Source organism: Alphaproteobacteria bacterium, from assembly GCA_024244705.1.
Taxonomy (GTDB): Bacteria; Pseudomonadota; Alphaproteobacteria; order JAAEOK01; family JAAEOK01; genus JAAEOK01.
The window spans coordinates 26868-39093 of sequence record JAAEOK010000052.1 but is presented as its reverse complement, the minus strand read 5'-3'; the positions used below and the strand labels follow the sequence as shown (position 1 = coordinate 39093).

The window sequence follows — 12226 nt, the reverse complement described above, 5'->3', positions numbered from 1 at the left end:
TAGTCGTCCGTTCCCGGATCTAGCCGGTGCGCAGGCGGAATCGCTGGATCTTGCCGGTCGCTGTTTTCGGCAGCGCGTCGACGAAATTGAACCAGCGCGGATACTTATAGCGTGCCAGCCCGGCCTTGCAATGTTCCATCAGCTCGGTTTCCAGCTCGGTGTCGGTGGACACGCCATCGCTGAGGATGATAAAGGCCTCGGGCTTGGTCAGTCCCTCATCGTCGTCGCGGCCGACGACGGCGGCCTCGAGGACCTTGGGGTGCTCGATCAGGCGGGCCTCGATCTCGAACGGCGAGCACCAGATGCCGCCGACCTTCATCATGTCGTCGCTGCGCCCGCAATAGATGAAGTAGCCGTCCTCCTCGATATAGGTATCGCCGGTGTCGAGCCAGCCATCGACCATGGTCTGGGTGGTGCGCTCTTCGTTGTTCCAGTAATACTTGGCCGTTGAGCCGCCGCGGATGAAAAGGCGGCCGCTCTCACCGGCGGGAATCGGCGCGCCGTCCTCGCCGCGCACCTCGGCGTCGTAGCCCGGCACCGCGCGGCCGCTGGTCCCCGGCTTGAGGTCGTCGGGACGGTTGGAGATGAAAATGTGCAGCGCCTCGGTCGAGCCGATGCCGTCGAGGATGACAAGGCCGGTCTTTTCCCGCCAGCGGCGGAACACGTCGGCCGGCAAGGCTTCCCCCGCAGACACGCAGATGCGGACCGGCGACAGGTCGGGGCTCTCCGATTCGAGGGCCTGGAGCTGCGCGGCATAGAGGGTGGGCACACCGAAATAGATGGTCGGACGGAATTGTTCGATGACCTCGAAGGTCATTGCCGGGTCGGGCCGCCGGTCGCTCAGCACCGCCGTTGACCCGACCCAGAGCGGGAAGGTCATGGCGTTGCCGAGCCCGTAGGCGAAGAACAGTTTGGCGGCGGAGAAGCAGACATCGTCCTCTTTCACGCCGAGAACTTCACAGCCGTAATGCTGGCTGGTGACGACCATGTCGCGATGGGAATGCACGGCGCCCTTGGGCCGTCCGGTGGAGCCGGAGGAATAGAGCCAGAAGCAATCATCGGTCGCCTTTGCCGGCACTACCTGCAGCGCCGAGGGCTGGTCGGCGATCCAGGTGCGAACGCAATTGTCCGCACCGTCAGTGAGCAGGATATGGTCAGGCTGGTGCGCGGCGGCTTTGAGCGCGGGTTCGACCTCGGCGGCGTATTCCGGGGAATAAACCACCGCGGCGCAGCCGGAATCCTCGATCATGAACGTGTAGTCGGCGGCACGGAGCAGGGTATTGACCGGGACCGGAATGATCCCGGACTTGATGGCGCCCCAGAACAGATAGAAGAACTCGGGGCAATCCTTGACGATCATCAGCACACGCTCGCCGGCGCCGATGTCCAGGGATTTCAGCAGATTTCCGCAGCGGTTGACGCGGTCGGCCAGTTCGCCAAATGACACCGTCTCGTTAGCGGTTCGGATCGCGATCTTGTCGGCGCGGCCTTCGTCGAGATGACGGTCGACGAATGTGACGGCGACATTGAACCGCGACGCATATTCGATCTTCGCCGGCGATACGCTGTCGTCGATAGTGACGGTGTTGTCGGTCATGATGCTATTCCCATTTCTCCCACGAGTTCGTTTTCCAAGCTCGCTCGACGAAAAACGCCCTTTGCATCGCCATCGGGTCTAGTTTAGCACGGACGCCGCGAACCCGGGAATGCGCGCTTTTGACCCATTCGAGAGGCGGCAACGGATGAGTGCCTACTCCAATCACGTAAAGGGCCTGGCGGTGACGGCGGCGGGATATCTGGTGCTCTCGCCCGAGGCATTGATCATTCGCCTGGTAACGCCCGATCACTGGACGATCGTGTTCTGGCGCGGGGCGTTCATGGCCATCGGCCTCATCGGCCTGATGGTCCTCCGCTACCGCGGCATGTTCCTGGTCCGGGTGCGGGCGATCGGCCGGCGGGGTGCCCTGATCGGCGGGTTGTTCACGATCAGCAGCATTTGCTTCGTCACCGCGATATCTTTCACCACGGTGGCCAACGCGCTGGTCATCATCAGCGTCGCACCCCTGTTCGCGGCCATCTTCAGTCTGGTTTTCCTGCGCGAGCCGGTCGCCCTGCGGACGTGGATCGCGATCACCGTCGCGATCTTCGGGATCGGCATCATAGTTTATCCCTCGCTGTACGGCATCGAAGTCAGCGGACAGAGCATGACCGGCGATCTGGCCGCGCTCGGTACGGCGGTCTCGATGGCGGCGTTCTTCACCGTGCTGCGGCGGGCCAGGGATACCGACATGATGCCGGCACTGGCATTGAGCGCCCTGTTGACGATGTGTCTGATGGCACCGTTGTCGGCGCCGCTGGCGATGGATTCGACCGATTTCGCCCTGCTGGCGTTCCTCGGGTTGGTCATCGCGCCGCTTGCCTTCACGCTGATCGCGACCGGCCCCCGTTATATATCGGCGCCCGAAGTCGGGCTGTTGATGCCGATGGAAACCGTCCTCGCGCCGATTTGGGTATGGCTGGTTCTGGCCGAGAACCCGGGTCCCTATGCCCTGGCCGGCGGCGGTCTGGTCATTGCGACACTGCTGATGCATTCGCTGGCCGCGCTGCGGAGCGAACAGGCGGCGGTCGTCGCGCCGACGGGAAGCGCCGGTTGATCGCGGCATGAGTGCCTATTCGGCCCACGTCAAGGGTCTGTTGATTACGTCGGCGGGCTATCTGGCGCTTACCCCGGACGCTTTGCTCATTCGCCTTATCTCGGCCGATCACTGGACGGTGGCGTTCTGGCGCAGCCTGTTCATGGCGGCCGCGCTCGCCGCTTTCATGGCGCTGCGCCATCGCGGCGCGATGGTGGCGCCCGCCCGCGCACTCGGCCGCTGGGGAGTGTGGGCGGCGATCGCCTTTGCCGTCAGCACCATCTTTTTTGTCGCGTCGATCAATCTCACCACGGTCGCCAACGCGTTGATCATATTCAGCCTGGCACCCCTGTTCGCCGCCATCTTCAGCCGCATTTTCCTGGACGAGCCGGTGCCGCCGAGAACCTGGCTCGCGATCGCCGCCGCGATTGGCGGATTGTGCGTGATCGTCTACCCCTCGATGCAGGGCATCGAAATCAGCGGGCAGAGCGCGATCGGCGATCTTGCCGCCCTCTGCAACGCCATAGCCTTCGCGGCGTTTCTGACCATCTTGCGCCGCGGGCGGACTGTCGACATGGTCCCCGGGCTATTGCTGAGCGGCCTGATCACGGCGGCCCTGATGGTGCCACTGGCGACGCCGTTCACGGTTACGGGTGTCGATTTTGCCATGCTGGCGATTCTCGGCGTGGTCGTCACGCCGGTCGCTTTCACGTTGATCTCGATCGGCCCGCGCTATCTTTCGGCGGCGGAGGTGGGATTGCTGACGCCGTTGGAAACGGTGATTGCCCCATTCTGGGTTTGGCTGGTGCTGGCGGAGGAGCCGGGGCCGTACGCGCTCGCCGGCGGGGCGGTCGTCATCGCCACCCTGCTGGTGCATTCGCTGGCCGCGCTGCGCGGCGACCGCGCGGTTGCTAATCCGAGGTCGAAGAGACGCAGCGGCTGACCACCGATGCGCAGACCTCGCCGCGGGTTATGATTCCGCCGGTATTGCCCGAGTAACTGACCGTTTCGACGATGCCGTTGCGGAACATGATCCGCACCTTGCAATTCTTGGGGAGCGCGCTGCCGGTTATCTTTTGCGCCTCGGTCGGCTGAACGCCCAGTACCCGGTCGTAATCGGGATTGCCGACGTAATAGGCGAAATACTCGAGATCACCATCCTTGATCGTGGTCTTTGGCCGGCCGGCGCAGGCGAGGATATCGCCACGGCTCTTGCCGATCAGTTCGGTCCGGGCGTCCTTCGCGACTTGCGACCGCTCGTAGGTACAGGCGGCAAGCAACGAAACCAGCGCGAGCACGCCGAGGCCGAATAGTCCGAACCGCTTATGGGTGCGTTCGTTCATCTTTTTAACCTTGGTGTTGAGGCGTGGCGAGTCAATCTCCGACTCGGGTCAGCTTGCCCTCGATTTCCTTCATCATCACGCCGTCACGAAAACGCCGAAAAGTGAGATCGATGCCGTCCTCGGTCAGGGTGCGGTCGTAGACCTGAACTTCGTAGCCGCCGTCCGCGGTCACCAACAGGGCGTGAACGGTCAGCGTATCACCGTTTATGCTCGCCCATACATAGGGATCACCGCTCATCGGATCCAGCGGCACCAGCGCGCCCGTGGTATCGCGGCGCATGGCCGAAGCGTAGAGCCCATCGTTCGCGGTCGGCCTGAAATTGACCAATTGGGACTTCGCCTTGGTCTTCCCGCTCGCCGAGGTGATGATGGTCAGCCAAGCGACCGTGAAACCGTTCTCATGGGCCTGGATCGAGATATTGAGGTGGCGCGGCCTGATTTCCGCGTCCTCGCCGGTCGCACCGGTCGAGCCGGCGATGCTCTTGCCGACATACTCTCCGTAGAAGTCCTCGATCGGACGCGCATCTGCGGCGAAGGCGGGGAGCGATACCGCCCCCAACAAAAACACGAGGACGACCTGGAATGCGGATTTCATAACGGTTCCTTGATAGGGCTGCGTTGGCTGATTACTACCCGCGCCGGCGGCGAATGACAACGCCAAGCTTTGCCGCCACGGTTCGTGATCGGCGGTGGCGTCAGCCGTTTCCCCGCGGCGGCATGGCGGCCATCTCGAAACCGCCGTCGCTGTCGACCAGGAGGTCCCGATAGAGCACCGTACCGCGGGCGACCGCATAGCGGTCGAAGTCGGTCACCCCGGCCATGGTCAAGGCTTCGTCGTCGATGAAATAGCGTCCCGTGCACTCGCGGCTGGGCTGGCTCAGAATGGCATGAGCCGCATCGCCCATGATGTCCGGCGTACGGCAGTGGGACAGGGCCTCCTGGCCACCGAGCATGGCGATGGCGGCGGTGCTGATCGTGCTGCGTGGCCACAGGGCGTTGGCCGCGACCCCGTGGTCGCGGAACTCTTCGGCCCAGGCCCGGACGCAAAGACTCATGCCGTACTTGGCCAGGGTCCAGCCGAAATTCGTACCCCACCAGTGATCGGCAAAATCGAGCGGCGGCGAGATGCTGAGGATGTGGGGATTGTCGCTGGCGATAAGATGGGGAAGGCAGGCTTGACCGCAGACGAAGGCGCCGCGGGCGTTGATCTGGTGCATCAGGTCGAAGCGCTTGAGGTCGGTATCGAGGGTCCCCGACAGCGAGATCGCGCTGGCGTTGTTGACCAGCACGTCGAGGCCGCCGAAACGGTCCACCGTCTCCGCGACGGCATCGCGCACCCGGTCGGCGTCGCGGACATCGACGATCAGCGGCAGGGCGGTGCCGCCGGCGGCTTCGATTTCCTCGGCCGCGGTGTAGATCGTGCCATCGAGTTTGGGATGGGGTTCGGCGGTTTTGGCGGCCAATGCGACGTTGGCACCGTCGCGCGCGGCGCGCAGCGCGATCGCCTTGCCGATGCCGCGGCTGGCGCCGGTAATGAACAGGGTTTTTCCAGCCAATGGTGTCGACATTTTCATCCTCCAGGATCGACCGCCACAGTAGATGTAGCGTGGGTTTCGAGTTAATTTACTTGTATTTTTAAAGTTAAATGATTTAGGTTTAATTATACAAGTTAAATGTCATGAGGCGGCCATGGAACGCACCTCCTTCGCGACCAGGGAATGCCCAATCGCCCGCGCGCTCGATTTGGTCGGCGAGTGGTGGACTCTACTCATTTTGCGCGATGCCTTCCATGGCATCCGCCGTTTCGATGAATTTCAACGCGATCTCGGGATCGCCTCCAATGTTCTGGCCGAGCGCCTGGCCAAGCTCGTACGCGGCGGCGTATTCGAGAAGCGACGCGCCGCCGAAGATGGCCGCAGCTTCGAGTACCGACTGACCGAGAAGGGGCTCGATCTCTATCCGGTCTTGGTGGCCCTTGCCGTCTGGGGAGACCGCTGGGACGGCGACCCGCTTGGACCGCGGCTGCGTCTGGTCGAACGCGACGGCGGTCGCCCGGTGCCGCCGATCGCGGTCCGCGATGCCGATGGACGCGCCATGCGGCCGCATCAGGTCCGTGTCGTGGCGGGGCCGGGCGCGGGCCCGGAAACATTGCGTCTGCTCGGCCACGGCGACGGCGATGGCCCGGCCTAGACCCCTGCTCAAGGGTTTGCCGGACGCGCGCCGCTCGGCCTCAATTCAATAATTCTGCCTCGAAGGGATAGACCGAAATCGGTTCGGTGCCGGTCTCGGTGACCAGCACCTGGTCCTCCAGCTTGACCCCTTCGCGGCCGTTTTCGGCACCGACATAGGCCTCGAGGCACAGCGTCATGCCCGGCCGGACGACGCCGTCATAGCCGCAGGATTCATAGTCCTCCGGATAACGCAGCGACGGATATTCGTCGCACAGCCCGACGCCATGGCCGATGACCGTATAGCGCTGTGCGCGGTAGGCCTCGGGCAGGCGGTGCGCGGTCGCGGTCAGTTCGGCGAAGGATACACCCGGCTTGATCAGGGCGAGATTGGCCTGGATATGCTCGTGGGCGATCCGATAGAGCTCGCGTTGCGCGTCTTTAGGCCGGCCGTCACCGCACAGCCAGGTGCGCGAGATATCCGCGCAATAGCCGTAGGGCCCGACCAGGTCGGTATCGAAGCCGACCAGATCGCCGTCCTCGATCACCCGCGGCCCGCACTCCTGATACCAGGGATTGGTGCGCGGCCCCGACGACAGCAGCCGGGTTTCGATCCATTCGCCGCCGCGTCGGATGTTGCCGGCATGGAGGTGCGACCACAGTTCGCTTTCGTTGACACCCGGACGGAGGGCCACCTGCATCTCCGCCATCGCCGCCTCGCACGCCGCCACCGCGCAACGCATGGCATTGATTTCGTTCGCATCCTTGATCTCGCGAGCGAGCTCGGTCACCTCCTGCCCGCTGCGCAGCTCGATACCGAGCGCCTGCAGGGCGAGGGCACCGGAAACCTCCATCCGGTCGACCGCCAGCCGCCGGTTGCCGCCACCATGGCCCCGCACCAGGTCCTCGACCTCGGCGGCGAATTTGGCGCTCATTTCCTCGACCCGCGGCCCGACCAGAAAATAGAACTGCGCGGTGACCGTGCGCACTTCGTCGATCAGCGGCAGATGGCTGGAGAGGTGTTCGCAGCGGTCGAAATCCCACAACACGACCGGCCCCTCGGTGGCGATGAAACAGGCACGCGCGGGATTGTGGGTGATCCACACCTGCATGTTGGTGCAGTCCACGGCGTAGCGGATATTGAGCGGATCCCACAACAGGATGCCGGCATAGTCGTGTCGCACCAATTCGGCGCGGATACGGCCGAGCCGGTAGGCCCGCATCGCCTCCAGGTTGGGCGGGGTCAGGCCGAGCCTTGCCCATTCGTCGAAAGCGAGCTGGGTTGGCCCGGTCTCGACCCGGTCATTGTCGTCCGGCGTGCCGTCGGGCCTCGCAGCCGGCCGACGGGCCGGGTTTATCTTCGGATCGGGGATCGAATAGGGTGAAGGCGCGTCGTCCATATTGGTGCCTCACGTCGCTCGAAATCATTGTTCCGTTTTTCGCTTCCTGGCGCTGTCGCTAAGCCTCGCGGGCGGCCCGCGCGAACGGTGCCGTGCTTTCGCCCGCGAACTGGCTCGCCACCCAATGGTGGAAGCAATGGGTCGGACCGTCCATCACCGGGGAGAATTTGCCGCCGTCGAATTTGACGCCGTGGCGGCCGCGCTGCATGCCCTCGACGACGAAAACATCCTCGATGAAGATACCTTCCCACTGACGCGCATTGGTCGCCCGCATGGTCGCCCAACCGTCGTCGAGCATCTCGTCCGACGCATAATAGATCGAGACCCGCTCGATCGTCCGTTCGGGCCCATGGGGTTCGAGCAGGATCGCGTAGGCATGGTCGCGGTGGGCGCCGAACAGGACATTGGGATAGAAGGCGACATACTCGGCCGCCTGGCTCCACCTCTCCAGGGTGCCCTCGAAGTCGGCGAATCGCCGCCCGGCGACATCGAGACCGGGATTGTAGACCGTCGTCCCCTGGCCGGAATAATGGCCCGGCACCTCGATGTGGTAGTGGTCCTGAATCCGCGAATACTTGTTGAGGCCGGGGTGGATCCACGGCAGATGGTAGCTCTCGCAATAGTTCTCGACCGCCAACTTCCAATTGGCCTGGACTTCGAGGGCGAACGAGGATTCGGCGCCGCCGTGATAGAGCGGCTTGTCGAAATCCCGCCACCGTTCGATGAGGTCGGCGGCATAGGTCTCGAAATCGGCGGCCGTTCCCGAAACATTGACGAAGATGACGTCGCGCCACACCCGCGAGCGGATCTCGAACAGGCCGAGCCTGGACGGGTCGATGTCGGGATGGTCGTTGCGGCCGGGGCCGCCGACCAGGGGTGTCGATTTGAGTGCCCCGTCGAGACCGTAGCACCACGAATGGTAGGGGCAGCGGATCGCGCCGCGGACGTTGGTCGGCTGGTCGATCAGGATCATCCCGCGATGGCGGCAGGTATTCTGGAACACCCGCACTTCGCCGTCGCCGTCGCGCAGTGCGACCAGCGGCATGCCGACGAAGTCGACCGGCCGCGCGTCGCCGATCTCGGGGACGTCCTTGGCGAAGCCGATCGCCGACCAGTTGGCGAAGAAGACCCTCTGTTTTTCGGTCTCGTAGGTGGCGGCGTCGATGTAGAAATTGTTCGGCAGGCCGCGCGCGCCGGCGACCGGCTGCATCACCTCGCCGAGTGCTTCCGGTGTGGTCGGGACCATGATGGGCCTCCCTCGCTGAGAACGCTCGATGAGGCGCCGAATCGGCCCCGGAATCAATATGAATTCGGCGAAATCGAGGGTTGAGCGGAGGTAAACCCAGACCGCCTCAATCGCTTTCGCGCGAAGCCTGCTCGATGAGCCAATCGCGCAACGCAGCGGCCTCGGTCGTCGGCACGCGCTGGGCGTTGGTGGTGACGAAATAGCGGCCGGGCGCGACGATGGCGGCGTCGGTCACCCGCGCCAGGCCGCCGGCCTCGATCAGCGGCCGGACCAGCCGCTCCCAGCCGAGAACGATGCCCTGGTCGTCCTGGGCCGCCTGGAGGGCGATCGAATAGTTGTTGAAGTGCGGTCCCGACAGCGGCGGGTGGGCCTGCTCGAGCTGGCGGAACCAATCGTTCCAGCTCGTCCACCGCGGATCGACGCCGACGAGTTGGAGCAGGGTCTGCGCCGGCAGGTCGGCGATGCCGAGGCCCTTGAGGCGCTTGGCGAGCCCGGGACCGCAGACCGGGAACACGCGGTCGCCGAATAGCGCAACCGCGGTCTCGTCGGGCCAGGCGCCGTCGCCGTAGCGGATGCGCAGATCGATGTCGGCACGGCGAAACTCGCGCGCATCGTCGGAGATGAGATGGTTGACGCTGATCTCCGGGTGGGTCCGCCAGAAGGCCCCGATCCGCGGCATCAACCACATCGAAGCGACGGCGGTCGTTGCCGCGATGGTCACGCTCGCGCCGCCGCCTCTCGTCCGCAACCGGTGGAAAGCGTCGGCGATGCCGCCGAAGGCATGGGACAGCGCCTGGTGGAGCTCCTCGCCCTCGCGGGTCAATTCGACGCCGCGGTGGACGCGGCGGAGCAGCGGCGTACCGAGCTCCGCCTCGAGCGCCTTGATCTGGCGACTGACCGCGCCCGGGGTGACGTTCAATTCCTCGGCCGCGAGCTTCTGGCTGAGCCGGCGCGCGGCGGCTTCGAAGACGGCGAGGCTGGTCAGCGACGGCAGGGCGTAGTAGCGGCGGGCCATAACGCGCGAGACTAGCCGAACTGGATGGCCTGGGCGACGGCGAAGAGAACTTCACTGGCTCTTTCATCGGCGACCCTGGCAGCGTAGTCCGCCAGGTATTTGGCATATTCGCCCTCGGGCAAAACAACTTGACGTTGATCTAATGTATCCGTCTGGTCGGTCATGACCCACTCCACTCAAAATTGCTAACGCCCTTCGCCCGGCGTATTCGGCGTTTGTGGCGCACAATGATCCGGTTTGGACCAAGGAATTCGTGCTGATTTTTTCGTGATTATGGGTCGTGTGAGCTCTGTGTGCAGTGAGCTTTCCCACAATTCGCGCGTGCAATTTGGAGTACGAGATGGAAGACTGGGCATGGACGTTGATGGCGCCCGCAACTTGTTTCCCTTTGATTCCCCGATTGTGAGTAGAGCCTGTTCTGGTTTTGCCCTTTTCAAGCGCGGCGCGACACGTACGACGCTCCCTACGGCGAACGGCTAAGCGGCGTCCGCGACGCGCGCTCGATATCGTCCGGCATTTGAGGTGGGCGGCGAGATAGTCGAGCAGCATCGCGCGGTCCTCTGCCTCCGGGGCCGGCATGCCGTGAGTCGCGACCATGGAATCGATGACCTCGTTCCACACCGGCCGGGTGAGGCGCTGCTGCAGCACCATGTTGCTCGAATGGCAGGCGGTGCAGGTATAGAAAACGCCTGCGTCGGCCGGCCACCACTGCATGGTTGTTGCCCGCTGGTGCCGGTCGTGGCATCTTGCCGCGCCTTGCCGTTTGGGCGGGTAACGGGCCGCCAGAGTTCATATACCGCCCATGGAACAACAGTCGGAAGTCCTCTGCATCGGAGCAGGCCCGGCCGGCCTGACCGCGGCCTACCTGTTGAGCAAGCGGGGCCGGTCGGTGACGGTCCTTGAGGCCGATCCGCGCTATGTCGGCGGAATTTCCCGGACCGTGGATTACCAGGGTTTCCTGATCGATATCGGCGGCCACCGGTTCTTTTCCAAATCGCGCGAGGTCGAGGATCTGTGGACCGAGCTGCTCGCCGGCGATATGCTCGATTGCAATCGCAAGACCCGAATCCTCTATCGCGGCAAGTTCTACGACTACCCCCTGCGCGCGGCGAATGCCTTGAAGCAACTCGGCCTGTTCAATTCGGCGGCCTGCGTCCTGTCCTATTTCAAGGCGCGGATGTTTCCCTATCGCCCGCCGGCGAATTTCGAGGAATGGGTGGTCAACCAGTTCGGCCGCCGGCTGTTCTCGACCTTCTTCGAGACCTATACCGAGAAGGTCTGGGGCATGAAATGCACGGAAATTTCGGCCGATTGGGCGGCCCAGCGCATCAACCGCCTGACCCTGGGGACCGCCATACTCAACGCCCTCAAGCCGCGTCCCAAGACCAGCCCGCGCGAGGGCGTCATCAAGACGCTGATCGACCGCTTTCGCTATCCCCGCCGCGGCCCCGGCATGCTGTGGGAAGAAGCGGCGCGGCGGATTGCGGCGCAGGGGGGCAAGGTCAAGATGGGCCGCCGGGTGACCGGTCTGACGCATTGTCCGGAGACGGCACGGTGGCGGGTGGCAGCTACGACACCCGACGGGGAAACCGAAACCCACACCGCATCCCACGTCATCTCTTCGGCGCCGATGCGGGATTTGTTCGCCATGCTCGAGCCGGCGCCCCGCGCTGCCGCATCGGGCGCCGCGGCGGCTCTGCGCTATCGGGATTTCCTGATCGTCGGCCTGATCGCGCGCGACCGCGCGCCGTTCGACGACAACTGGATCTATATCCACGACGACCGGGTCAAGGTCGGTCGTATCGAGAACTTCAAGAACTGGTCGACCGATATGGTCCCGGACCCGGATATGGTGTGCTACGGCATGGAATATTTCTGCTTCGAAGGCGACCGGCTTTGGCACAGCTCCGATGACGAACTTATCGCCCTCGCCCGGACGGAAATCGCCACGCTGGGATTGGTCGAACCCGAGGACATCGTCGACGGCGTCGTGGTCCGCCAACGCAAGGCCTATCCAGTCTATGACGACGCTTATGGAGAAAACGTCGCCATCCTGCGCCGGGCGGTGGCCGACAGCTATCCCGGCCTGCATCTGGTCGGTCGGGCGGGGATGCACAAATACAACAACCAGGACCACGCCATGATGACGGCCATGCTGACGGTCGATAACATTCTCGCCGGAAAAACCATCTACGACGTATGGCGGGTCAACCAGGACGCCGAATACCACGAAGCCGGCGCCGCCGGGCAGGACACCGTCCTGGCCGACCAGCGGGCGGTGCCGGGCCGTGCCGCATGAGACATGGCCGGACACGGTGAACCGCCGTTGTTGGATTGGCGGCGATAGTCCGGAACACTGATCGAGGAAGAATCAGGCCCGGCGGGCATTGCCCGATTATACGATCGAGGTCGAAGAGCCAG

General features: G+C 64.1%; 12 protein-coding genes. 4 read left to right on the top strand and 8 right to left on the bottom strand.

All coding sequences use genetic code 11. The features are described from left to right. Nucleotides 1–19 precede the first annotated feature (19 nt). A complete protein-coding gene (locus GY791_08675; protein MCP4328494.1) occupies nt 20–1597 on the bottom strand; it encodes a benzoate-CoA ligase family protein in 1578 nt (525 codons plus the stop codon). Nucleotides 1598–1742: 145 nt separating this feature from the next. Between GY791_08675 and GY791_08670 the strand changes: the two genes are divergently transcribed. Both GY791_08670 and GY791_08665 read left to right on the top strand, forming a co-directional pair. Beyond that, a complete protein-coding gene (locus GY791_08670) occupies nt 1743–2654 on the top strand; it encodes a DMT family transporter (GenBank protein ID MCP4328493.1) in 912 nt (303 codons plus the stop codon). A gap of 7 nt (nt 2655–2661) precedes the next feature. After that, a complete protein-coding gene (locus GY791_08665; protein MCP4328492.1) occupies nt 2662–3576 on the top strand; it encodes a DMT family transporter in 915 nt (304 codons plus the stop codon). Here GY791_08665 and GY791_08660 read toward each other — a convergent pair. From GY791_08660 to GY791_08650, 3 genes are all read right to left on the bottom strand, one after another. After that, nucleotides 3545–3976 (bottom strand): hypothetical protein, encoded by a 432-nt coding sequence (locus GY791_08660; protein MCP4328491.1) that lies wholly within the window; start codon nt 3974–3976, stop codon nt 3545–3547. The genes GY791_08665 and GY791_08660 overlap by 32 nt on opposite strands. 31 nt (nt 3977–4007) lie before the next feature. Then, on the bottom strand, nt 4008–4571 hold the full coding sequence (locus GY791_08655) for a hypothetical protein (protein ID MCP4328490.1): 564 nt from the start codon (nt 4569–4571) through the stop codon (nt 4008–4010). Nucleotides 4572–4671: 100 nt separating this feature from the next. Next, nucleotides 4672–5544: an NAD(P)-dependent oxidoreductase gene (locus tag GY791_08650; protein MCP4328489.1), complete on the bottom strand. Its 873-nt coding sequence runs from the start codon at nt 5542–5544 to the stop codon at nt 4672–4674. A 121-nt stretch (nt 5545–5665) separates the two neighbouring features. Here GY791_08650 and GY791_08645 point away from each other — a divergent pair, with 121 nt between their 5' ends. Then, the gene (locus GY791_08645) at nt 5666–6166 is read left to right on the top strand and encodes a helix-turn-helix transcriptional regulator (protein MCP4328488.1); all 501 of its coding nucleotides are present in this window, start codon (nt 5666–5668) and stop codon (nt 6164–6166) included. A 40-nt stretch (nt 6167–6206) separates the two neighbouring features. Here GY791_08645 and GY791_08640 read toward each other — a convergent pair whose 3' ends face one another. From GY791_08640 to GY791_08625, 4 genes are all read right to left on the bottom strand, one after another. Further along, complete coding sequence (locus GY791_08640) at nt 6207–7544, bottom strand: aminopeptidase P family protein (protein MCP4328487.1); 1338 nt, start codon at nt 7542–7544, stop codon at nt 6207–6209. A gap of 58 nt (nt 7545–7602) precedes the next feature. Continuing rightward, a complete protein-coding gene (locus GY791_08635; GenBank protein ID MCP4328486.1) occupies nt 7603–8790 on the bottom strand; it encodes an aromatic ring-hydroxylating dioxygenase subunit alpha in 1188 nt (395 codons plus the stop codon). Nucleotides 8791–8896: 106 nt separating this feature from the next. After that, nucleotides 8897–9805, bottom strand: coding sequence for a LysR family transcriptional regulator (locus GY791_08630; protein ID MCP4328485.1), 909 nt, complete (start codon nt 9803–9805; stop codon nt 8897–8899). A gap of 11 nt (nt 9806–9816) precedes the next feature. Further along, nucleotides 9817–9969 (bottom strand): hypothetical protein, encoded by a 153-nt coding sequence (locus GY791_08625; protein ID MCP4328484.1) that lies wholly within the window; start codon nt 9967–9969, stop codon nt 9817–9819. Between the two features lie 638 nt (nt 9970–10607). On the opposite strand from GY791_08625, the gene GY791_08620 reads away from it, so the two are divergent. Continuing rightward, nucleotides 10608–12104: an NAD(P)/FAD-dependent oxidoreductase gene (locus tag GY791_08620; protein MCP4328483.1), complete on the top strand. Its 1497-nt coding sequence runs from the start codon at nt 10608–10610 to the stop codon at nt 12102–12104. The last annotated feature ends 122 nt before the right edge of the window (nt 12105–12226 follow it).